The following is a 24,239-nucleotide window of genomic DNA, read 5'->3' on the forward strand; positions in this document are numbered from 1 at the left end:
TCATGCTCAAAATCTGGACGATTACGGGCTTAAGTTCCATATAACTTGACTTATTACCTTACCTGAGCGATTACTACGTGTAGCGGTATGGTAATTTTTTATTTTTGAGGGAGGTGAGAAGTCGTGAGGAAACCTATCATCACAGAGATTACTAAAAAGAAAATGCCATTGCCGCTTCTGAGCCTGACTAGGGTTTGTGCTTATGTACGTGTATCCACCGGACATGATCCGCAGCTTAAGTCACTTGAGAACCAGACTGAATATTATCAAAACAAATTCTTGAACTCGCCGTACTATTCCTTTGTTGGAGTGTTTTCTGATGCTGGCATTTCAGGAAGCAAATCGAGCCGTCCGGGTTTTCAGGAAATGCTCACTCGGGCAAGAGCTGGCGAGATTGATCTGATCTTTACAAAATCCATTTCGCGATTTGCTCGAAGTACGCTGATGCTGCTTGAAGTAGTACGTGAACTGAGAGATATCGGTGTTGGTGTTATCTTCGAAGAACAAAACATTAATACTCTCAGTTCAGAAGGGGAAATGATGCTGACGATCCTTGTTGCCATCGCAGAAGAAGAAAGGAAGGCCGTACGATCAAATGTTGCATGGGCCATGCAGAATAAATTTAAGCGTGGTGAGGTCCTGGTCGATACCAATCGTCTACTTGGTTATGACAAGGATGAAAATGGGCGGCTCATTATCAACGAAGATGAAGCTGAGATTGTGAGGCTGATCTTTAAACTCTACCTTCAGGGCTTATCCGGCCTTAAAATTGCAAAAATGCTAAACGATGCAGACATTCCAAGTTACCTAGGGAATCCGTGGATAAACGGTAGAATATTAAGCATCGTCGGCAACGAAAAATATGTCGGAGATATGCTGCAGCAAAAGGGCTATGTCAAAGAGTCGGGTCTTCAGGTACTTAACTGGGGCGAGATGCCAAAGTACTTTGTGAAGGATTCCCATCCTGGCATCATCTCCCGAGAAGATTGGGATAAGGTTCAGGAAGCAAGGAAGAGGCGAAGACGAAAGGAATATCCTCTAACCAGTATGATCAAATGTCCATACTGCGGGGCATCACTGACGCACTGCACGGATTATAAGAAGCGGCCACTTTGGCACTGCCATAACTACTTAAGTAAAGGAAAATCATTTTGTAAAGGCACTAACATCTGGGACTCAGATCTTCAGGAACTGACAAAAGATTTAAGTTTAACTGAGCCATTAGTGCTCCTGGAGGTGGATTATGAAGAAGGTAGAAATATCAGTGCCAAAAAAGATTTCCGTCTTGTACCCACTTCAGAGTATCGCAGGTCCCACGGATTATAAGAAAAAAACGATCAGAGTCGTAGCCTACTGCCGCGTATCGACGGGAAGTGAGGTCCAGCTGGTCAGCTACCGGGCGCAGGTTAAGTACTACGAGTCCTACATTCGTGAAAGACCGGAATACATCTTTTCTGGGATTTATGCCGATGAAGGGATATCAGGAACGGATCTTAACAAGCGCGATGAATTTAAACAAATGATGCAGGACGCAAGGGATAGAAAATTTGACATGATCATCACAAAAAGCCTATCACGTTTTGGGCGCAATACCCTGGACTGCCTAAACTGTCTTCGTGAACTGAAGAGCCTCGGCATTGATGTGTTCTTTGAAAGCGAGAATTTTCGCCTACTTGGGACAAATAGTGAACTGCTCATTTCTCTCATGTCTGCTTTTCATCAGGCAGAAAGTGAAAACCTCTCAGAGAATATCAAATGGGGGCTTCATAAGAAATATGCTGCAGGTCATATAAGGAGCATCCCAAGTGGAAAATTTCTCGGATACGATAAGGATAAACATGGCGATCTTGTGATTAACGAAGATCAGGCAGAACTGGTCAAACGAATTTATCAGGAGTTTCTTGATGGCTACAGTCCTTACCATATTGCTAAACGCTTTACGAATGAGTCACTTCTAATGGCTTACGGTGGTAAGCAGTGGTGCGTGAGTCATATCACTAAGGTACTAAAAAATGAAAAGTTCAAGGGGGACACCATGTTTCAGAAGACCTTTAATACCTGCTACTTAACAAAAAAACGCGCGAAGAATAAGGGAGAACTGAATAAGTATTACCTTGAAAATTCCCATCCGGCCATTATTGATAAAGAGACCTGGGAACTGGTGCAGATGGAGTTTGCTCGGCGTGATGAATTTCTGAAAGCACATAATTTTAAGAATTATCATAGTCAGGGCTTAAATCCTTTTGAGAACAAGATTTTCTGCGGGACATGTGGCTCAGCGTTTTGTCGATATGAATCTAAAAGGGTAGGTGAAGATAATAGACCATACCTAAGGTGTAAGAGTTTTAACGGGAGGAAGTGGACCGACATTGAAGGGCGGATGTTCACACCTAAGCCTCTGCACCGAAAATCACGGGAGGCTTATAACATTAATCGAAGAAAAGATCCATTGCCACGACAGATGTACTGTACAGATATTCAGATTGATGTCGATAGTCCAGAAACAGCATTCATTACCGCCTGGAACTACATGGTGGAGAATAAAGTGAGTTTCGAAGATGAATGGAAAAGTATCGTGGAATGGGGAGATAAGCTACTTGCATACCGAGCTAAGGAGTTGATGAGACTGGTAGAGGAAGTTGGATTAATTGAAGAGGCTGCATATGAACTTGTGATTAAGACCCTTTCGCATATGGAGGTAGGTGTTGATGGTGAGATTAACGTGATATTTTTCTCGGGAATTGGATTAGAGGTAGTGACTAAATAAACTAGGAAGGATATGGTGATGGTAACTTTAAAGCCGTTTATAAATACCTTGATTAACGAATTTGAATGTTTAAAACCACAAATAAAAGGTGAGGAGAATTGTTATGAAAGCGACTGCTAATGTAAGGAAAATTCATGAACCTATCAGTGAGACCCTTAAAGTTTATGATAATGAGCGAAAGGATGGAGTTGAGCTTATCCCCGAGGGAGATACTATTATCATACGAAGGTTCACTCAAACATGCGCACTTTGTAACGCGACTAGGGACATTAAGCCTTTTAGTGGGAAATTGATTTGTCAGGACTGTATTGACGTGATTAAGGAGATAGCAGGCCAATGAGGTATGCTTAATATGAGACTCATTAAAATTGAAAATGATAAATGCACCGCTATGTGATATCCACTCTTGCTTAAGAGAAATTGCATAGTGGTGCTTTTCTGTTTTAGATTACATTGTGAAACTGACAAAATTAATGCAAATGTGACTTATCCTATCTCAACAAGAGATCGCACCTTGGTATTTTTTGATTTTTATATCAATTACAGTAATACCGAGAATTGAAAAATTACAAAAAATAAATGTAAATGTTGATGATCCTGACCATTATCTGCGAGCAAAGAAAGAATAAAAATTCGGTCTAAATCTATATTCACCGATATCAACAAAAGAATTTCTCAGGTGGTCTTCATTTGAGCTTCTTCAGAATATGAGATTATAAAAGTGTACAATGTTATTTCCGATTCTGTCGAATGGCACTGACTAGTTTTGCGTATTAAGAGATTAAATATTCAGAAACCATTGGAGTAGTTAATCATCGTTTAATTGCGAAGGGATAGATAACAAAAATTAAAAACGTAATAATTCCGTGTTATAATCGTTAGTACAGTCCAGCTGATACATTTTGGAACACCAATGATTGCTATTCTGACGCAGGAGGTATTTAATTGAAAGAAAATGATATAGAGATAAATGGTTTAAACCTTAATGCTACGATGATTTCATTACTGGATTTGTTGGATGATTGCATATACATAGCGGATAAGTATGGAATAATTGTTTTCTATAACAGGGCAAGCGAAGAGTTGGACAATCTTAGAAAAGATTTTGTTATAGGCAGGCATATTACAGAATGCTTTAAATTAGATGAGTATTCAAGTTTGATTCTGAAGGTAATTCGAAAAAAACGACCGTTTGAAAATGTATACCAGGACTATACTACTGTTTCAGGTAACCGTGTCACAACTGTCAGTAATGCGTATCCTTTATTAGAAAACAATGAATTAATCGGTGTATTAGCGGTTACCAAGAATATATCGAAGTTTAATAATTTGTACAGCATTATGGAAAGGAATAAACATGAAGACTATAAAATTGACGATTTTGCTCCACTTTTTACATTTGACCAAATTATTGGTCATAGTAAAGCCATAATGGATTGCAAAAATACCGCATTAAAATCAGCAAATTCGAATGCTTCGATTTTGATTTATGGTGATACAGGAACAGGAAAAGAGCTGCTTGCACAAAGCATTCATAACGCAAGCAACAACAAAGGATCATTTGTTTCGATTAATTGCGCGGCTATACCTGAAAATTTACTAGAAGGAATTTTGTTTGGCACAGCAAAAGGAGCTTTTACTGGTTCAATAGATCAATCTGGTCTTTTTGAAGAGGCATCTGGAGGAACCCTTTTTTTAGATGAGCTCAATTCAATGGGATTAAACCTGCAGGCAAAATTACTAAGAGTTTTGGAAACACATAAAATCAGACGGGTTGGAGAAGTAAAAGAAAGAAGTGTGCATCCCAGAATCATTAGCGCATTGAATATTTCGCCCATAAGGGCTATCAAAAATGAGATTCTAAGACAAGATCTTTTTTATCGATTGGGTGTTGTAAGTATAAGAATCCCATCCTTAGCGGAACGTATGAATGATATAGAAGAACTAATTGATCATTTTATCAAGAAATTTAACCATAGTTTTATACGAAATGTTAAAGGTGTTTCACCTGAAGTTATGGAATTATTTAAGAGGTATAATTGGCCGGGCAATGTACGTGAGCTTGAGCATACTATTGAATATGCCATGACATTATTTGGACAAGAAAATGAGATTACAATAGAATGTTTACCCTGTACCATATTTGAACAATTAGACGGTGAGATCAATGAAGAACCGCATTACTACAAGGATGGGAATAACTCATACAGAAAAGATTACTCAAAAAAAGATCTAAAGATGATTTTAGAAGATAAAGAGAAAGAGATAATCCTAAAATGCTTAAAAGACTCTGAAGGCAATGTCAGTGCAGCTGCAAAAGAACTAGGACTTAACAGACAAAGTTTGGATTATAAAATCAAAAAATACAATGTAAACTTGAATCATAAAACTGTTGATAAATAGTGCTTGCTGAACGGATCTCAGCTCACTTCCGGCAGTTGGGGATTTTGCTTGAGTTACAAAAAAATACTTAATCAAAATTAGATACAAAAGGACTTAAGCCTATGCGCAAAGTTCATTATCAGAAACACCTCTGTAGTATCTGCTGTTTGAATAAAAATTGGATAAGTTAAATTTAGTTTTCTTTAGGAAGTGATCTATAATAAATAGGGCTTGCTGAATTATGCTTGTAAACTTTAGGATTACTGATTTAGAGGCGAATTTGCGATATGATATTAGAACAGAATAATAATTTTATGTAGTTTGGTATGATGGCAGTAAGGGCATACAGGGATATTGATTGTGTTATTGCATTATATTAGGACGTGACCGTTATGGGGGAGAAAAAAAATACCCCTTAAGTTCCATCTATTATTTGGGAAATATTTGAAAGCAAAATATCTGGACGAAATATCCAGAAATTTTGCTTTTTTTAATTTGTTAATAACAGTATATTTCATTATATAAAAGTTGAAATTGAGTCTATTGAATGGTCACGGCGTATTTCTGTGATTGAGATTTGTTTGGCATGAGTTTTGCGTAGATATACAATAGGTGAGACATGGCCTAGAAATATTTCATTAAACTAATAAAGGAGAGGAAAAACCAATGATGTTTACTAAGGAAGAATATCAAAACAGATTTCAACGAATCAAGGATGAATTAAAGAATTACGAACACGATGCAGTCATAATCAGTAATGAAGATAATATTTACTGGTTAAGTGGATTTTTTGGCTTTGCTACCTTCAGGCCATTGTTCTTAGTTGTACACAAGGATATTGATGAGCCCTTCTTCATTACACCAAAACTGGAGTATGAAGCAGCTTTGGAGAGTACATGGATAAGTGATATTTCATTTTATATTGAATGGAAAGAAAAGGGAGCATTTTTAGATATTATCTCTTTATTGAAAAGCAAGATTGAGGAAAAAAAATTATCTTTTAGTAAAATTTTTGTCGAAACAGCAACAATGCCAGCATATCTTTATAACTCACTTAAACAAAACTTCAAAGGAATAGAAATGGATAATGATCTTATTTTGAGAAAGATTAGGATGATTAAATCACCTGAAGAGATTATGATTATGAGAAAAGTAGCTCAAGTGGTCATAGCGGAAGTAGAGGCTGCAACTAAAATTGCAAGAATAGGTGTGGAAGAGTGGCAAATAAGCATGGCAGCTCAAAATGCAGGATATGAAAAAGCTGCTGAACTGTTACAAAATTATCCATTAATGACTCCGCTTTTCGCAGGGGTTCAAATGCTCCAGAGTGGTAGCAGATCTCATATAGTGCATGGAAGAGCCACAACTAAGAAAATCCAAGAAAACGATGTTATAATGATGTGTTTTTGTGAATATGCTCAATTTGCTGGATATCGTATGGGGTTTACGCGCCAGTTAATTGCAGGAATACCAACACCTGAATTTACAGATGTGTTTAATATTGCAAAACAATCACATGATGCCGCATTAACACAAATTAAACCGGGTGTAACCGGTGCAGAGTTAGATATCATAGCACGAAAAGTTATAGTAGAGGCAGGTTATGGAGAATATATCACACATCGTACAGGAAGGGGGGTAGGGGCTTCTTATGTAGAAGGGCCAGAGGTAAAAGAAGGTGATGCTATTGCATTGCAACCAGGAATGATTATAACAGTTGAGCCAGGCATATACGTACCGGGAGTCGGGGGTGCGCGAATTGAAGATACGGTGTTGATTACGGAAAATGGTTATGAGATTCTTACGAAATTTCCTGATGAATTAAAAAGAATTTAAGTAATTTATGATCTGATATTTGCATCAAATGAATATGTTATTACTTGAAATGACTAATGCACTAAATTTTAAAGGCGGTTTTTCAGATCAAACCTCGTTCTTTCATTCATTTCAAGAATTTTTAGATTGATATTTACTGAAGATATCAACCTTTTATCAAGACGCAGGAGAATGACACATTCTATAGAAAATAAAGTTATTATGAGAGCATATGAACATACATCTATTCGAACCAGAAAAGATAGATATGATGAAAATGGAGTGTGATATATGTTTTATAATATGCTATAAAGATTGGAACCGGTATAGGCCGCCATTATGAGAAAAGCCGATACTTGATTGAAATTTTTAAAATGTGCAAAATTACACTTGTTTAAATTGAAGGAATCTTAAGTAATTAAATTTTGTTTTGAGAGGAGACAGTATATTGATCAAAGTAAAAGATTTGAAGCAGTATGAAACTGATATGATCACTTGGCGCAGAGACTTTCATATGCATCCAGAAAAAGGATTTGATGAAGTTAGAACATCAGGGATTGTAGCTGACTTATTGGAGAGCTGGGGTCTTGAAGTTGTAAAAAATTTTTGTATGACGGCCGTCATTGGCATCCTGGACACAAAAAAACCAGGAAAAGTTATTGGAATAAGAGCAGATATGGATGCATTAAGCATGCAAGATCAAAAGGATGTTTCTTATAGATCAATAAATGCTGGGTTATGCCATTCTTGTGGACATGATGGACATACATCGATTTTACTTGGGATAGCGAAATATTTATCTGAACATCAAGAAGGGCTCACGGGCAAGGTAAAGTTTGTTTTTCAACCAGCAGAAGAAGGTCCACCACCTGGGGGAGCAAAACTCATCATGCAAAATGGAATCTTGGACGATGTGGATATTATGATTGGTTCACATATTCACCCAAGTTACAAAACAGGAAAGATTATCGTCAAATATGATGAGATGTTAGCAAGCGGAGATTTTTTTGATGTTATCATTACTGGAAAAGGGGGACATGGTGCTTATCCTCATGAGTGCAACGATGTAATTAGTACGGCTTTGTTGGTAATAACGGCTTTAAACAATATTATAAGCAGAGAAATAGATACGGTAAAACCAGGTGTCCTATCAGTATGTAATATCCAGGCAGGTGAAGCAAAGGCCAACAATGTAATACCTCAGTCGATATCTTTTGGAGGGACATTTAGGACTCTTGATGAGGGGGTTAGAGAGCATATAATAGACAAGATAGACAAGATTTTGAAAAATATTTGCTCAATGAACAATTGCACTTATGAATTCAACAATCAATTTATGTTTCCAATTTTAAGAAATAGCAATGAAGTGGTTGAAATAGTTAAAAACGTTGCAATTGATACGATTGGCTCGGATAATGTAGAAGTGATGGAGAATGTTGATATGGGATGTGAAGATTTTGCATATTACTCAACTAAAATTCCATCATGCTATTTCTATTTTGGAGTAAGGAATGAAGCAAAGAATTGTACCGCTACATTTCATCACCCTGATTTTAATATGGATGAAGATAGTATGATTATTGTACAAGCTGTTATTATCAACACACTGTTAAAATTAATAGAATAATAATTGGTTGGGGAGGCTTAAAATGAGTTTTTTACAGATCGCTAATAGTCCCATATTGTGGGGGATTACCTTTATTGCTGTGACATTAGTTTTGTTTCAAGCAACAATTTTTCTCAAGAAAAGTTATAAAGCTGGTAAAGAACTTGGATTCACAAAAGAACAATTAAATCTTGCATTTCGGACTGGAATAATTGCGTCGATAGGTCCTTCAATGGTTATTGTGGTAGGCATGGTTGCACTTTTAGTTACAGTAGGGGGACCAACAGCACTAATGCGGCTTGCTTATATTGGCAGTGTATCTTATGAACTGATGTCTGTCGGATTTGCAGCAGATGCTTATGGTGTTGGGCGAACTGCCGCAGAAATGACTCCGCAAGTTTTTGTTACTGCTCTATGGTGTATGGCAATTGGCTGTATTGGTTGGGTATTGGTTACCGTTCTTTTTACCGATAAAATGGAGATTATTAGAGATAAGATGGCAGGCGGAGAGTCAAAACTTATCCCAGTTATCTCCTCGGCAGCTATGCTTGGTGCGTATGGCTATTTCAATGCTGGTTATGTTATAAGTATGAACAACAATACTATTGCTATCATGACTGGTTTTTTTACAATGTTAGGGATCACACTTTTATATCGGAAGACGAAAAATAGAATACTCAACGAATGGGGATTGACAATAGCAATGCTGTTAGGTATGGCTTTTGCAGTAATATTTTAGAGAGGAGAAAAAAATGGTTGAAACTGAAATGAAAAGCGTCGGAACTAATGTCGTAACTAATGATGAATATTATAAAAATATATACTTACCTCAAATCAGCAAACTGGGGAAAAAAACCGGCTGGCTTGGAGTATTATTAATATTTGCTCCTGTCTTAGCTGTAACATTTTTCTTTAGAATAGTCCCAGAAATGGATTTGTTAATCATAGCTATAACCGCTCAATTGTCAGTTAATGCAATATGGTGGATTATTGAACCAATCTCGTTTTATCCAATTTTAGGTGTGCCGGGTACATATATGGCCTTTTTATCTGGAAATATCTCGAATTTGAGGATACCTTGTGCGGCAGCCGCTCAAAGAGCCCTTAACATCGAACCAGGTTCTGAAAAGGCAACGATTGTATCTACAATTGGAGTTGCTGCTTCCGTATATGTTAATGTCATATTACTTATTATTGCTGTTGTAATTGGTAGCAGCATATTAGAGCAAATGCCAGATGCTGTAAAAATCAGTCTTAACTTTCTCTTACCGGCTTTGTTTGGAGCAATCTTTGCGCAATTTGCGATTGATGACAAAAAGACGGGTGCTTTCGCTATGATAATTGCGATTGGATCCCTACTTATGTATAACCAGGGAATGTTTGATTGGTTGCCTTTAGATCCATTTATTGCAGTTATCTTGACTCCGATATTTGGCACGATTCTGGTGGCCAGAATTATGTACAAAAGAAGTCAATAAACAATTTATTAGGCTCAATACATTGTCTGGATTTAAAAAAGTTTTAGTAACTGAAATTAAGGGTCATGAATTTTTTTAACAGTTATACCAAAGACGTCAATACATTAATGATGAATAACAATAAACATAATTTACAACCGAAGGAAGATTTTAATATGAATAGAAAAAAAGTATTAATTATCAATAATGAGAGGGATCCAGATGATTTTGGCTGGATTCCTAGATTAAAAAGTGCTATTGAGGCTATAGAATCCGTACACTTTATAATGCAGCATTTCTCAAGTGTTTCTATTGATAATATTGAAATAATAGAACCCGACTGCATCATTATTTACGGAAGAGTGACACATCACTGGGATTTAGAAGAAATCATGCAATCGTACCTTTCAGAATTAGAAATGATTCAAGCGTTACAAAAGCCGACCCTAGGAATTTGTGCAGGGTTGGAGTTAATGGCAATAGCGTTTGGCGGAGAAATCGGTCGAATGTCAGAAAATGGTATGGGGGATGTTCTTGAGGAAGGGTATATTCGGAAGACAATATTAAAGAAAAATCCGTTATTTGAAGGATTGGAAGGAACTTTTTGCTGTAGAGAATTACACAGAGAAGAGGTGAAAGTATTACCAGCAGAATTTGAGTTGTTAGCTACTAGTGAAATGTGTAGAGTGCAAGGAATTAAGCACAAAGACAAACCAATGTATGGTGTTCAATTCCATCCGGAATGGTATAATTCTGATTATCCGGATGGTAGCATAATATTGCACAACTTCTTAAAAATTTGCCATGTAGTTTAAACAAGCATGATACAAAGGGAATTATTGCCATTGCACAAAAAAACAATTCGAAATCACACTTGGAACACCACCGACAGTTAAAATAAATTATGGGTATCATTTTAGTGAACGGTTAAAGTAAGACTCCCATTGGTGCATTAAGCCCGCTATTTAGACCGACTTCAGATCTCTTCTGAACCACAGATTGAGATCCTCTTTACACAGAAGCTCGTAGGGTAGAAAAGCCTTTTTAGAGAGCTGCGCCGTATCTTACACCATCGATGGGAACATGATGGATGTCTTGTACGAGCGTTGTTGTAGGTTGGATGTCCATAAAGACAGTATTGAGCTTGTGTTCTTTTGGGTCAATAATTGCATGGATTTAAAATAGTACTTCGCCATGAGACAATAGGTTTAAACAAAGTGGCGCGCACTTATCAATTAACATAAATGAAACCGTTTGAGCGTCAAGTCTTTGTTTGAGGATCAGGGTATTCGAAAAGTGCAGTGCTACTATTGGTTAAAAATCATTCGTGAGGAATCACTTGACCAATGGGCCACGCTGGCCATCAACCTTAGTTAGACTATCAATTGGTCAACCCCATTTAGCCATTAGTAAGTCATCTTGATGAAGCTAATGGCTTTTTTTCTACCCCTCAACCTCCGTCCCATCCTTAAAACAAAACCTCAAGCCCCCATCCTCCAGCACCATAACCTTCTGAGTCGTCAAAGTCCAGAGCCTTTCATCAAACTCATCAAGTACCCGACCACAGCCTTCAATATCCCGAATAAATCCTTTAAGCGTATGGCTCCGGCTCTGCCTCTCACTTTTTATTTCTTCTAACGCCGTAACCCTCTCAGTCGCCTTCTCATGGCGCGCCACGTATCCGTCATGCTGCTTTTCCCACTCAACTTGACTTATGGCTTTATGGGCATTTTCGTAAATAGCTTTTTTAGATTCATCAACGACGGCCGCGATTTCCTCATGTAGTTTATCAATTTCCTCGTCGATCTTCGTGTTGTCGGCAAGGTGTTCGATCGCGATTTCGCAGTTCTTGATAAGCTCTTCCTTAACTTCGAAGAGGGTGTTAAAGGCTATAACAAATTTTTCTTTAACTTCATCTTCTGTGACATACGGGGTAGAGCATGTGTCTACCCCTTTATATTTGTCATTACACTGCCAGATGACCTTACGATGCTTGGTGTTCGAAGCCCAGACCTTTGGGCCGAAGTACCCACCACATTCAAAGCAGACTAGCTTAGCAGAAAGTGGGTTTTGACAGCCGTTTGGCCTGCCGAGCTTTTTTCGCCTCTGGAGTTCAACCTGCACGGCTTCAAACTCATCTGGTGAGATGATGGCGGGGTGGCTGTTCTGGACGTAGTATCGTGGGGCTTCGCCTTCATTGATTTTGACTTTTTTGGTAAGAAAGTCCACCGTTATTTTTTTCTGAAGTATGGCATCTCCAGAATACTTCTCATTGGTTAGAATAGACTCAACCGTTCCAACCTGCCATCTTTTCTTGCCAGCGGGGGAGAGGATCTCCTGAGCTGTCAGGTGGCGTGCAATGTAGGAGCATGTTTTTCCTTCTATAAATAAGCGGTAGATCATCCGCACTACTACCGCCTGGCTTTCTACAATTTTAGGTGTACCGTCTTCGCCTTTTTCATAGCCCAGGAAATGTTTATAAGGCATGCTGACTTTACCATCGGCGAAACGCTTGCGGTGGCCCCATGCCACGTTTTCACTTAAATTTTTTGATTCTTCTTGGGCCAAACTGGAAAATATGGATAATAATAACTCTCCTTTGCTATCAAAGGTGTAAATGTTCTCTTTTTCAAAATAAACCTCAACGCCTTTATCTTTGAGTTTACGTATCGTTGATAAGCTGTCTACAGTGTTTCGAGCAAATCGGCTAATGGATTTAGTGATGATGAGATCGATCTTTCCTGCGACGGCGTCATCAACCATTCTATTAAATCCTGCTCTACCTTTTGTACTAACACCGCTGATACCTTCATCCGTATAAATGTCGATAAACTCAAGATCTGGCCGCTTATCGATGTATTCATTGTAATAATCCACCTGGGCTCGATAGGAGTTGAGCTGTTCTTCGCTATCAGTAGAGACTCTGGCGTATGCTGCGGTTCGTCTTTTTGATGGGTTGTTTAAAGGGTTTGCAGTATTCTTATGAATCGTTGCAGGATAAATGATAACACTCGATGCCACATTAATGCCTCCTTGCTTTTATGCGCGCAGCTTCACGCATCTGGGTTGTCCAGCTTTCGCTTCGGGATTTTTTGTGCCAGATCTTCTCTACCTCATGGTCATCCCGAAAGATAAAGACTAACCTTTGATCTGTATGGACCCGGATCTCGGATATTTCATCTTTGAAACGCTTCTCATCAAAATCCGTTTGGTTTAAGACCTCAGCACTCATCTCGTAGAGTACGGAATCCGGTATTTGCCGAGCCGGGCAGACGTCTTTACCCTTATTCAAATAGGTTGAGCATTTCCAGACGACGCTGCCATGGAGTGCTTTTCTTTTATACTTTTTACCACAGTGACCACAGATGATCATACCGCTAAAGGGGTATCGATTGCGGTTGCCGGTGATCACCCTTGAAAGGCTGCGCCTAATGTCTAGTATTTCTTTAGCCATTTCAAAAGTGGCTTCATCGATAATGGCAGGGTGGGTATCGCGAGCGACATACTTTGGAAGTTCACCTTTGTTGATGACGAGCTTCTTCTCAAGATGGTCTTTTACGAACTTTTTCATGAGCACGGCATGCCCCGTGTATTTTTCGTTTTTGATGATAGCCATGACACTATCAGCTGTCCACTTATCACTGCGAAGAGGGGGGATACCCATTTTCGTCAGTTTCTTTGCGATCGTGCCGCCACCCATGCCGTTAATGTAATCATCAAAAATCATGCGTACCGTTGTGGCTTGTTCAGGATCAATCTCGACGTTACCATTTGAAATCTGGTATCCGTACATAAACCTTAGACCTGCCAGTTCACCTTTTTCGAACTTCTTTCGAATCCGCCATTTGCAGTTTTCACTCACAGAAAAACTCTCGGCTTCAGCATAAGCTCCGAAAATGGTCAGAACGAGTTCTCCATCGTCACTTAGCGTATTGATATTCTGCTCTTCAAAGAAGACGCCAACGCCGATGTCTTTAAGTCCTCTGATTATCGTAAGTAGGTCCACTGTGTTGCGTGCAAGGCGAGAGGCGCTTTTTATCATGACAAGATCAATTCTACCAGCCCTACAATCGTCAAGAAGCCGATTTAGTTCAGGTCGGTTCTGCTTTGTCCCAGTCATGGCTTCATCTGCATAGACCCCAGCGTAAACCCAGCCAGGCTCATTTTGAATGTAATCACTGTAATGACTTACCTGCGCAGCAAGTGAATGCAGCATGGCATCTTTACCTGAGGACACTCTGGCATAGGCCGCTACCCTTTTGAACTCTGGTAGTTTAGGTAGAGGTCTATCTGTTCTGGTGATGATAGGTTCCATCGTTTTTCCCTCCTTCTGGTTACATATATCACTCGTAAAGTTACTAATAGCAAGGATTACAGGCGATAAATGCTGTCTTTTGGAAGGTTATATTTGTCTGCCATGATAGCAGAAAGCGCCTTAAATTCATCATCCGTAATGAGACAATCATCAAGCCATTTTCTAAAAGTAAGCATGGCGGTATAGTAGTGAATGATGTCTGTAGTATTAGTCATCTTCTGATCACCTTAGATAAGCCATAACAGGCACGAGAGCAGTATTTGCGTTCCCGTTTTCCATAGCCAATAAAATCACGTCCACAGGTCTGGCAGCTAAATGTCCGGCCGTTTTTTCTTTTTATGGTTTCAGGATGTGCGTTCCACCAAGTGTGGCGGCACTGATCTGAGCAGAAGTGCTTTTTCTTTTTTCCGGTGGTCTGTATCAGAGGGGCGCTGCACTCACGGCAAAGTGTGACATTTATAGTTTCAGGCTCTGGTGAAATCGCGCTGGCTAACTGATTTCTTTGGCAGAAGGATTTCACGGTGTTTTGAGAGAGGCCAAGTTGACCTGCAATTTCTAAGTAGCTCCTGCCAGCGCCGCGTAGCTTCTTAATGGCTTCTTTTTGCTTGTGGTTCAACTGAAAACCCTCCTTCATATGTCTTGAGTCCATCAGGAATAGGTCAGGGTAGAATAAGATGGAAAAGAAAAAGACCCATAGAGGCGCACTCTACAGGTCTTAAGTTTTGGCTAACTCATTTTGGTAGTTTCAGCTTTTGTCCAATGTGAATCACATCGGAAGTGAGACCATTTAACACTTTGATCTCGCGGTGACGTTTACTATCACCCAGTTTTTTCTTAGCAATCTTCCAGAGAGAATCGCCTTTGACGACTGTATAAATCTCGTAAGTTGGGTCGTGACTTCCGATGTATATTTTTATGCCACTTTCGTCAAAGACGGAATACCCAGGATTCTCATCAGCGCATTGAATAGCAAAAGTTAGTTTTCTAAAGGCACCCTTTTGCGACTTAGCCTCATTCCAGGATTTACGAACTCGGTAAAGAGGTTTAATAGAAGATAGGGTAGAGATCCTTAGTTTCTTTCTGACATCTACTCTGAAGTGATCCATATTTTTGCCATGCTTCACAAACCAGTGCATCACATCCGCATGATTTGATGCGATGCCCATACTACTTCCTTCAGAGTGACAGAGGATGTCCTTTTCAGTAAGACCATATTTTCTGCAAAGAAAGACGCAAAGATCTACGGCGTTTTGCCATACGTTATTAAAGTAGACCTGATTCCTTTTTTTATCATACCCCACCATCTGAAAACCGCCGGAATAAGAAAAGCCACCTGGTTCACAGAGTTCAAGACCGATGTGGGTATTATTGGCGGATCCGCCTGCATGCCATCCACGGTGATCCCAGGGCAGATACTGCCACACTTCTTTATCGTCGAGAAACGCATGGACACAGACCTGACGGTTAATTTCTCCTGCCTTATAGGACTTGTTCCAGCGGCTAAACCAGTCCCTTGCCATCACTCCTGGTGCGGCGGTTGAATGAATCATGATACCTTTTGGGGTAATTTTTCTATTAGCAGCAAAGCAATCATTTCTGATCATATACCGAGTAATAATCTTATTAGGCATCATCGCCATCACCTTTTTCTGAGAACTGCTCAAGGACCTCTTTAAGTTTCTGTGGTACTGGCAGCCCAATTCTCACACAGTTTTCAAGGATACTGATACCTTCATTAGAGAGATAAAAGAAAATTGCGGCTGTACGAATAACACTTCCGTTTTTAACGAGAAAGACATCAAGGATATTGGCAATCGCTACAATAAAAAAGATCAAGATTTTCTTGAAGATGCCACGAAAACCGACTTCACTAGATAACTTCCTTTCAAGAATGGCGACCATCACCCCTGAGATGTAGTCGAACACAACAAAGGCAATGAGGGCATAAATAAAGCCATCGTAGCCGCCAAGAACGTAGCCAAGATAGCCTCCAAGTCCCGTAAGGACGAGTTGTATAGAATTCAATATATTCTTCATGGAAACCTCCTATTCAAGACCAGTCTTGATTTCACGCTTAAAAAAAGCCAAAGTTATTGCCCCAGCATATCTTTGGCCCTTTGGGGCAGCACTGATATTGTCGCGACGTCAAGTGCCGCGATAATCTCAGCGATCACTTTATTTCTTTCCTTCCTTGTCAAATAGTCGAGCCGACTGGATTCCTTATTATGAATCTTCAGATCCTCCTGCATGGCCTTATAAGCTTCGGCCGTGATTTTAAGCTCGGCATCTCCACCAATAAGTTCTTCCCCCTGCAGGTCGTCCCGTAGGATCAAAAAACCGGTGTCGCCCTGATCAGAATGATATGGCTGACCTTTCTGAAATCGTATTCCGCCGCGATATGGCTTCCGAGCTCTTCTCGGAGCCGGCCAAGTGCACCGCGCTCGACTTCAGACTCAGGATTGTAAATGTAAATAATTTTCATACCCAGAGCCCTCCTTTAAGTCGGATAGTTTCCGGTAATGGTCCATCCGCCAGTACCGTCTTCCCAATAATATTTTGCCGGGCTCCCCCAGATGTTATAGGCCAAGGTATTACTAGACATATAGGTATCCGGCAGGAGGCATCTAAAGTCGTAGGTGGCCGCCCCAGTCGAAGTGTTGTGATGTATGTTGATATAGCTCAGATCGTAATAATAATCGCCCATATACCCGACTTCGATGTCTATCGAGGTATTACAGTCGATTATCTCGTTATTATGGATCTCGATATTATAGACAGAATAGACGGCGTCCTCGTTACCGATCTCAATCCCGTTAACGGTGTAGTCGTTCCCGTCACAGTAGTTGTGGTGTATTTCAATGTCGTGGGTATCGTGAGCCGCATAGCCCGCATCAATATAAATGCAGTCCGGACCCGCCGCGGCCGTGATAGTGTTGTAGGATATGACGCCATTGACACAGCCGCCCTTGCAGTCAATATTCTCTTTGCCATTGTACCTAAGCGTATTGTTGTAAATGAGGAAAGTGTCGACATTGTTCAGGGTGAGGGCTTCCTGATTGGTTCCGTATTGGTTCGCATATTCGACCGTACAGTTTTGAATGGTGATATCCGCGCCGCCATAAATTCCGATGCCATTCGTCCCGGTATAACGCGTCGTGCATCCGTCAATGACAATGTGTTTACATCCGGTCAGGGGTGTCGCGGTCCACCAGACTTGCCCGATCCCGCAATAATACCCGCTTGCACCATTAAGACCGCCCGCGTGCTGGACGGTGATCCCGTTGAGTTCGATATACTCTTGTCCGTTAAAATCAAACGCCGAGTAGCTGTCATCATATGACGTAATCCCTCGCGCGTCGATGATCGGCGTCTCGCTTGGGTAGGCTTTGAAAGTGATAAAACTTCCCGCAGTGCCGGAATTTTGGCAAAGGATCGGCGCGGTGATTTCATAAGTCCCGCCTTTAATATAAACAGTCTCCCCCGCCACAGCGGTGCTTGCGGCTTTTCCGATGGTTTTCCACGGGTATTCCGGGGACCCGTCGTTGAGATCGTCGCCGTTGACGCCGTCGACGAGCAGATAATCCCCGACGCCGCCGCCGATCGTCGGCGTGATGGACTGCGTGATAATTGTCCCATTGGCCCCGGGATAACCATCCTCGCCGTCACCGCCCAAAGCCCCAGCTCCGGCTCCGCCCAATCCGCCAGCGCCACCCAAAGCTTGGACGGTCCCATTATTGGTGTAGGTCCCGCCGTAAAATATGGCGATCACGCCGCCACCAGCGCCGCCCCCGCCTCCGCCGCCACCAGCGGATGAAAAATCGGCTTTGGCATCCCCACCATCTCCACCATCAGCGCCATTGGCTTCAATGACGCCACCCGAATTAATGGTCACATTTCCGCGGGCAATGATACACAAAAAGCCTCCGGCATAGCCCCCATAACCGCCTTCATTCCCAATCCGGGTTGTATTGGCGCAGACTCCGCCGCCGCCACCACCACCAGCGCCATCGCAATATCCACCTTGCCCTTGATAGACAGTTATAGCGCCGGAGGTGGCGTCGGCATAGACCGCCCCTTCTCCGCCCGCCCCCATACTTCCATACCCGCTGGCGACGCTGTACATTTCAGACCCCGAAGCGAGATAAAACGTCTGATCGACTTTAGAGGGTGTGGTTGCTCTCGTTCCGGTCCCATTTCCACCGACGCCGCCTATGCCATCAGGCCCCGCCGCGCCGCCGCCGCCCCCATATCCCACGCCCCCATACAGAGTGGCCGCTGTATGGTAGGAAGATGGCGAGCCGCCCCCCGCCGCGATGTGCGTCCCATCATAACCGCCGCCAGCGCCACTTCCACCCCCGCCGCCGCCTTTCGCCTTTTGTAAAACGGAGGCAATCTGATAATATTTTGTAATGGTCGGCGGGCCATAAGACATTTGCTTCGTGATAGGGTAGGGCGTGATATGCCCCAAAGTATCATATCCCGCTTTCTTATTCTGGTGAATCGTTCCGGAGACCGTGACATCTCCCGTACAATAAATAATGAGCCCCAAATTTGGATAAACATCGCCGGACAGGGTATGGCCGGCGTTAACCGTGAGGCTCGTATACTGCTTTATAAGAATAGAGCCTCGCGTACTGTCCACATATGGAATGACGACATCCCCCGTTGTGGATAATGCGCCGTCGGAGCCATCTCCGAAAAAGAGGTCGAGCCCCCCGGCGCTACACGCCAAAAAATCCGTACCATCATAAATGAAAAAATACATCTGCCCCGCCGCGAGCTCGCCTGCATTAAAGGCGTTTTTGTAATGGTCCTTTAGGGCCTTTGCGCCCAATCCGTTAACGCTGAGGGTCGGGGCCGCGACGCAGTCGGTGTGGGGTTTGATGGTGATAGAAAAGCCATCGTAATAGCTTGAAGGCCCGGGCGATATTGTGGCAGTGTAGGCTGAGGACGACCCGCTCGTCACGGCGTAAGGCAGGCCGCTTGGGTCGGTCCATTCGAGATCCGTCGCGCTTGAATTCATTGCGAGGACTTGGCTTGCGCTCCCTTTTGCGAGTCTTTTCACGGCGTTCGCGCCGGTTCCGACGACGACATCAGCCGCCGCTGATACGACGGCCGGCGCGGTCGCCAGAAGATTGTCCCTAATGTGTGTATTCATATGAGACGCGGTAACGACTTCACCGGTTGTCCATGTTCTGGGCGCTGTCCATGCCATCAGATTTCACCCTTTCTTTCTTCGTTTTCTTTAATAAGTTGGTCGAGACGTTCCCCCGGGGCCCAGTTCTGGTTTGCTTCATTTTTGCGATCCCTGAGCTCGGCCTCAATCTCTCGATAGTTGTCGGGGATAAGGACGGGCAGAAGATCGCCGTCGTTTTTTATATTGAGACATGAGAGGCAATAAAAAACCGGGTCATGGGTGCTGATGACCTCTGCGCCGGCACAAAACGGACATTTTACGATCCACCGGCCGTGATTGACTTCCGCGGGTACGGGTGTGCCGCTTATCCTTCTTTTTACATACACCCCGTATCTTTTCATAAAATTACGAACGAAAGTTAAATGACTCATTCCCATTACATCCTCGGCATTTTTCATAAATCTGGCCCCCTCAAATTAAAAAGCGAGTTTGGTGGTAGTGCCTAATAAACTTGTGCCTATGATCCAGTATTCAGCCGCGCCGGCGCTTGACAGGGTCAATTCTATTTCGTGTAATTGGCCGCCGTTACTTATCCGGTGTGCGATGGCTTCGACAAAAAAATCATTTGATATCCCCAGTTCTGTTAGCGCTCCAGTTGCTGTGACGGTCACCCGGTCTGATATTTCGCGCTCCAAGGCGTCGAGTAAACTGGTAGAATTTTTATTGGCGATATATCTAAGGCTTATTTTAGGCGAAGGATCTTTATAGTCCCCTATAATGTACGCCGCATAATCCTCAGCCGCTAACGTCGATTGGAGCCATTTTGACGGTAATTTATAGGTGCGTGTCCCATATTTGCTGATGCTGTCCGCGTCTGCGTTTTGAATGGTGACTGCCGTATTTTTAGTTATTTTGATCCCCCGAGCTCTGACCAAGGTGAAAGTCACGGTGACGGCTGAATTGTTTGTAATCGCTATTTTCATTGAGTTGGCGAATTTCGTCGCCACGACGTCTAAATCGCTATAGCTTGTATCGGATTGAACAAGGTCGACCCCCTTCACGGGCGTTGTCCATGTGTCGACGAGGGCGCCGCTATTCGTATCCACGGCGACATTTGGGTATTCGGCCCATATTGTGGAAGTGTATCCCGCCTTGACGGTCAATGTCTCCCCGTCGAGGGTCCACAGGGTGGTGACGGCACTCCCGATGGTGTAGCTCTGGACCCCGACGATGACCTCGTTATATATCTCGTCTAAGGCGTCGATCTGTTCTATGCTTGTATAGGACATTGACGCCGCGGGCGCGTCGGAATAGGTTTGTTGACTTATGATATGGCTCCCGGTCAAACGATGATGCCGGTCCTCAAAAACAAAATATCCGCTTTTGTCCTCATAAATGAAACCAAGCTCGGTTTCTTCAATCTCTCGGAGGGCCCCAAAAGCGTTGATGTTATTTTCGTACCAGACGTCGATACTCATTTCTCCGGTATCGATAGAGCGCTCTCCGGCGGGCCACCCCGCCTGATCCAGTATCTCATCCATTATGGCGCCCGTCGTTTGACTTAAAAGTTTTATCGCTGATATGCTTTTATAGTTGAGCCTTGCCAAAGGCCCGATGGCCTCCAACTGGACGGTGGGCACGCCGAAATTAGACCCTGTCGGGGTTATCCGGGAAAGGACCCCTGTCCACAAGGTCGACGCCACCGGGGCCGTCGTTCTGAGCCGGACTTTTCGGCCCGGTAAAATAGACCCATAAAGCGGCGATAAGGTGTTATACGACGAGTAAAGCCCTGACGGGTTTTTCAGTACAGCGATGAGGCGCCCCGGGGAGGTCCGCCCGGTCAATTGGCTTGCGTAATCACGGCCTCGGCGGGTCTCGATCGAAATAACATTTGTCGTGACCGCCTCATAGACGTCTGAGAAGTCGTCGTCGTTGTTCCAGTCAATTTCGAGAACGTACGTCGCATTGGCCATCTATAGGACCCCCCGGAAGGCGCCGTTGACGGCCGCCTCTTTGACTATTTGTTTGACTTGTTTTTCGAAGTCCAGTAGGCCATAGACCGGCGCATAGAAGTTAACGCTGATCCCGCCGGCTGCGCCGATGGTCAGCGGGTTTTTGGCCAGATCGGTTGGGGATGGCAGACGTCGATCGAGATCCCCGGCTCCAGGTAGGTTGCCGAAATGGATCACCGGATCCACTTTAATTTTTTCGATCCCAAGTTGTAGACCTTTGGAGATGTTTTCCCCATATTCCACCATGAGTTTTGACGGCGATCCGATCTTGAAAAAGCTCTTGACCTTGTCCCCGATGGCGTTCGCCAGTTTCCTTGCGGCGTCCTTGAGTGCCTTCGTTTTTTTCTGGAATCCGTCAATAATACCTGAAACGATATCGGAGCCCCATGAGATGGCGCTCTTTGCGAGTCCGGTGAAAAATCCCGAGATATTGTTTTTCAATAGGTTAAAGGCCCCCACCAAGGTATTCCACGCGCCGAGGAGGACGACTTTAATCATGATCCATAATCCAGACCATATCGAGGTCAGACCGTCTTTCATCCGGGACCAGTCCCCCGTGAAAAGGCCGATAAATACCTCGAGGACCCCTCTAATAATTTTGAGCGCGCCGTCAAAGATCCCCTTGATAGTATTAGATAATGTCGAGGTGATCCCCGTCGTCGTGTCCCCGAATTTCTGCCAGATCCCGGTTGCAAGGGTGACAAAAGCTTCAATAATGGCCCCGATGACTTCAAAGGTCGTCTTGATGAATCCGGATATAAAATCAAAGACGGTTTGTAGGGCCTCAGAGAATAGATTTGCGATTGCTGTTATTCTTTCGCCGTACTCCTCCCAGATCTTTGTGGCCCATCCAACAAAAACATCGATAATCGCCGATATCGCCTCGAAGGTTATTTTTACGACTTCACCTACGGCGGTGAATACGATTTCGCCGACCTCACGGATTTTTTCCCAAATGCCGAGAACGATATCCCGGAAGGTTTCGTTGGTCTTGTAGAGGTTAACGAATATTGCAATGAGACCGCCAATGGCAAGGACGACGAGCCCGATCGGAGAAAGCATCATAGATATAAGCGGGATGAGGCTTGCGATCCCGGTAGAAATTTTACCGATAATAATCAGAAGCGGCCCGATCGCCGCCGCGGCGGCAAGGACTGAGACGATAGTCGTTTGAATACTCGGGTCGAGATTTGTAAACCATTGAACAAGGCCAGTGATCTTATCAATGAGCCCGGCGATCGCCGGCATCGCGGCGTCAAGAGCGGTGACGAGTTGGGTCCCGAGCGGCTCGAGAGCTGTGAGAAGGTTATTTTTCATGATCGCCATATTTTCGGAGAAGCTCCGGGTGTCCTCAGTGGCTTTATTAATGGTCTCCGTGGATGAGGTGAGCGTCGAGACGAGACCCTCGATTTCAAAACGCCCCTCGCGGATCGCTGCAGCCATATCCGGACCGACTTTGGCGCCGAATAGATCGAGGGCGATGGCGTTCGCCTCGCCGGTGGACCCGGCCTCTTTGATTCGCTGAGTGACTTCCGTCAGGGCCGCTTTGGTGTCGGTGATCCCTTCCCGGCTCATCTTGCCGAGAGCGACTCTTAGACCGCCAAGGACCAGTTCCGTGTTGACGCCCTCTTTTTCGAATTTTCCCATCAACGCCGCAGACGTCTCAAAATCAAAGCCCATTTGCCGGAGCGGCGCGCCGAATTTGACGAGGTTATCAGATAACGTGGAAAAGCCGATTCCCGTCGATTGAGAAACCTTGAAAAGGTAATCCATCGATGCGCCTGAATCCTCCGCGGCAATGGACCAGTCCCCGAACACCCGGGTTCCGGATCCGATGGCCGTCGTTAAATCCTCCCCGGTGATTTTCGCGAGGTTAAGAAACTGGACCGCTAAGTCCTCGAGCGCCTCTCCGGAGAGCCCGGTCCTTGTATTGAGATCCGCGATTGCGGTCGATACTTCGTCCATGCTGTTTGGGACTTGTTTCATAACGGTCTTGAAACTGTCCTGTAAATCGAGAAGGGCGTCTCCGGTGGCGCCAGTCCCGACGCGGATTTTATCAAAAGCCTTGTCAAAATCGTTCCCGATTTTACCAAGGACGACGGTCATCCCGGCGATTGGGGCAGTGACGGATTTCGTCAGGGTTTGCCCGGCGGAGGTCATGTCCCGGCCGAATTTTGAAATGTGTTTCTTTGCGTCATTCAGTCCGGTTTGTAGTTTGGTAAGATCCGCACCGATCTTAACGGTGAGAGATCGAATCACTGCCATAACGCTGCACCCCCTTTACCACTTGCCTATGGCGTCATTGATAGCCTTTTCAATTTCGTCGGCGGCCGTCGATTTATACATATCCGCCGCGGGCCGTAAAAAGCCGGTAGGCGCCGGCGCCGGTTTGACTTGTCCTTTGCTTTGGCCGTGCACAAAGAGTTTGTGGCCGAGCTCGACGGGGACGCCATAGGCCGCCCCGGCGCCAAAGCCCACGGTTGAAAAAACTTGCGCTTTGGCCTTTTGTTTTTCGGTTGGTTTTTTCATCCTGATTTTTTCCTCGAGGTTGCCGGCCGGGTGGGCCCACTTGCCGGTTTTTCGGCCTGTAGGACCTGGCACCTTAGCCTTTGCGGCAGTCATGACGCGTCCCGCGAGAGATACGGTCGTCTTTTCTATCTCATCAAAGGCCGCAGTTCCGACCTCATCGAAGCCGCGAAGGACGTCGTTGATCCCTTCTATTTTTTCAAATTTAATCATGATTAGCCC

21 protein-coding genes are annotated in these 24,239 nt (G+C 43.6%); 8 read left to right on the forward strand and 13 right to left on the reverse strand.

From position 1 onward, the window contains the following. Positions 1 to 123: 123 nt before the first annotated feature. The 8 genes from BLP63_RS10975 to BLP63_RS11015 all read left to right on the forward strand — a co-directional run bounded on the left by BLP63_RS10975 (position 124) and on the right by BLP63_RS11015 (position 10,842). The gene (locus BLP63_RS10975) at positions 124 to 1,326 is read left to right on the forward strand and encodes a recombinase family protein (protein WP_092591493.1); all 1,203 of its coding nucleotides are present in this window, start codon (positions 124 to 126) and stop codon (positions 1,324 to 1,326) included. Continuing rightward, complete coding sequence (locus BLP63_RS10980; RefSeq protein ID WP_092591495.1) at positions 1,244 to 2,767, forward strand: recombinase family protein; 1,524 nt, start codon at positions 1,244 to 1,246, stop codon at positions 2,765 to 2,767. Before BLP63_RS10975 ends, BLP63_RS10980 begins: the two co-directional genes overlap by 83 nt. 945 nt (positions 2,768 to 3,712) lie before the next feature. Then, complete coding sequence (locus BLP63_RS10990) at positions 3,713 to 5,170, forward strand: sigma-54 interaction domain-containing protein (RefSeq protein ID WP_092591499.1); 1,458 nt, start codon at positions 3,713 to 3,715, stop codon at positions 5,168 to 5,170. A gap of 645 nt (positions 5,171 to 5,815) precedes the next feature. Next, positions 5,816 to 6,985, forward strand: a complete 1,170-nt coding sequence (locus tag BLP63_RS10995; RefSeq protein WP_092591501.1) for a M24 family metallopeptidase — start codon at positions 5,816 to 5,818, stop codon at positions 6,983 to 6,985. 427 nt (positions 6,986 to 7,412) lie between these two features. Beyond that, the gene (locus tag BLP63_RS11000; RefSeq protein WP_092591503.1) at positions 7,413 to 8,591 is read left to right on the forward strand and encodes a M20 metallopeptidase family protein; all 1,179 of its coding nucleotides are present in this window, start codon (positions 7,413 to 7,415) and stop codon (positions 8,589 to 8,591) included. A 22-nt stretch (positions 8,592 to 8,613) separates the two neighbouring features. Then, on the forward strand, positions 8,614 to 9,309 hold the full coding sequence (locus BLP63_RS11005) for a DUF5058 family protein (RefSeq protein ID WP_092591505.1): 696 nt from the start codon (positions 8,614 to 8,616) through the stop codon (positions 9,307 to 9,309). A gap of 13 nt (positions 9,310 to 9,322) precedes the next feature. Next, entirely contained in the window at positions 9,323 to 10,048 is a 726-nt protein-coding gene (locus BLP63_RS11010; protein ID WP_092591506.1) for a hypothetical protein, read from the forward strand. 155 nt (positions 10,049 to 10,203) lie between these two features. Continuing rightward, positions 10,204 to 10,842 (forward strand): glutamine amidotransferase-related protein, encoded by a 639-nt coding sequence (locus BLP63_RS11015; RefSeq protein WP_170829418.1) that lies wholly within the window; start codon positions 10,204 to 10,206, stop codon positions 10,840 to 10,842. Positions 10,843 to 11,470: 628 nt separating this feature from the next. Here BLP63_RS11015 and BLP63_RS11020 read toward each other — a convergent pair. The 13 genes from BLP63_RS11020 to BLP63_RS11070 all read right to left on the reverse strand — a co-directional run bounded on the left by BLP63_RS11020 (position 11,471) and on the right by BLP63_RS11070 (position 24,230). After that, positions 11,471 to 13,048, reverse strand: coding sequence for a recombinase family protein (locus tag BLP63_RS11020; RefSeq protein ID WP_242870887.1), 1,578 nt, complete (start codon positions 13,046 to 13,048; stop codon positions 11,471 to 11,473). A 1-nt stretch (position 13,049) separates the two neighbouring features. Next, a complete protein-coding gene (locus BLP63_RS11025; RefSeq protein WP_092591512.1) occupies positions 13,050 to 14,342 on the reverse strand; it encodes a recombinase family protein in 1,293 nt (430 codons plus the stop codon). A gap of 56 nt (positions 14,343 to 14,398) precedes the next feature. Further along, complete coding sequence (locus tag BLP63_RS16880) at positions 14,399 to 14,557, reverse strand: SHOCT domain-containing protein (RefSeq protein ID WP_170829419.1); 159 nt, start codon at positions 14,555 to 14,557, stop codon at positions 14,399 to 14,401. Beyond that, the gene (locus BLP63_RS11030) at positions 14,554 to 14,958 is read right to left on the reverse strand and encodes a sigma-70 RNA polymerase sigma factor region 4 domain-containing protein (RefSeq protein WP_092591514.1); all 405 of its coding nucleotides are present in this window, start codon (positions 14,956 to 14,958) and stop codon (positions 14,554 to 14,556) included. Before BLP63_RS11030 ends, BLP63_RS16880 begins: the two co-directional genes overlap by 4 nt. Positions 14,959 to 15,073: 115 nt before the next feature. Continuing rightward, complete coding sequence (locus BLP63_RS11035; protein ID WP_092591516.1) at positions 15,074 to 15,973, reverse strand: N-acetylmuramoyl-L-alanine amidase; 900 nt, start codon at positions 15,971 to 15,973, stop codon at positions 15,074 to 15,076. Further along, the gene (locus BLP63_RS11040) at positions 15,966 to 16,379 is read right to left on the reverse strand and encodes a phage holin family protein (protein ID WP_092591518.1); all 414 of its coding nucleotides are present in this window, start codon (positions 16,377 to 16,379) and stop codon (positions 15,966 to 15,968) included. The genes BLP63_RS11035 and BLP63_RS11040 overlap by 8 nt, the downstream gene beginning before the upstream one ends. A gap of 53 nt (positions 16,380 to 16,432) precedes the next feature. Beyond that, positions 16,433 to 16,675 carry a hypothetical protein gene (locus BLP63_RS11045; RefSeq protein WP_092591520.1) on the reverse strand — a complete coding sequence of 81 codons (243 nt, stop codon included), beginning with the start codon at positions 16,673 to 16,675 and terminating at the stop codon, positions 16,433 to 16,435. Beyond that, positions 16,672 to 16,824: a hypothetical protein gene (locus tag BLP63_RS16885; protein ID WP_170829420.1), complete on the reverse strand. Its 153-nt coding sequence runs from the start codon at positions 16,822 to 16,824 to the stop codon at positions 16,672 to 16,674. Before BLP63_RS16885 ends, BLP63_RS11045 begins: the two co-directional genes overlap by 4 nt. 15 nt (positions 16,825 to 16,839) lie before the next feature. Continuing rightward, positions 16,840 to 19,557: a right-handed parallel beta-helix repeat-containing protein gene (locus tag BLP63_RS17205; RefSeq protein ID WP_092591522.1), complete on the reverse strand. Its 2,718-nt coding sequence runs from the start codon at positions 19,555 to 19,557 to the stop codon at positions 16,840 to 16,842. Further along, entirely contained in the window at positions 19,557 to 19,937 is a 381-nt protein-coding gene (locus BLP63_RS11055; protein ID WP_092591524.1) for a hypothetical protein, read from the reverse strand. Before BLP63_RS11055 ends, BLP63_RS17205 begins: the two co-directional genes overlap by 1 nt. Before the next feature lie 18 nt (positions 19,938 to 19,955). After that, positions 19,956 to 21,452 carry a hypothetical protein gene (locus BLP63_RS11060; RefSeq protein ID WP_092591526.1) on the reverse strand — a complete coding sequence of 499 codons (1,497 nt, stop codon included), beginning with the start codon at positions 21,450 to 21,452 and terminating at the stop codon, positions 19,956 to 19,958. Next, entirely contained in the window at positions 21,453 to 23,756 is a 2,304-nt protein-coding gene (locus BLP63_RS11065) for a phage tail tape measure protein (protein ID WP_092591528.1), read from the reverse strand. It abuts the gene before it with no gap. Positions 23,757 to 23,771: 15 nt separating this feature from the next. Further along, positions 23,772 to 24,230 (reverse strand): hypothetical protein, encoded by a 459-nt coding sequence (locus tag BLP63_RS11070; protein WP_092591530.1) that lies wholly within the window; start codon positions 24,228 to 24,230, stop codon positions 23,772 to 23,774. Positions 24,231 to 24,239 lie beyond the last annotated feature (9 nt).

Source organism: Acidaminobacter hydrogenoformans DSM 2784, assembly GCF_900103005.1.
Taxonomy (GTDB): Bacteria; Bacillota; Clostridia; order Peptostreptococcales; family Acidaminobacteraceae; genus Acidaminobacter; species Acidaminobacter hydrogenoformans.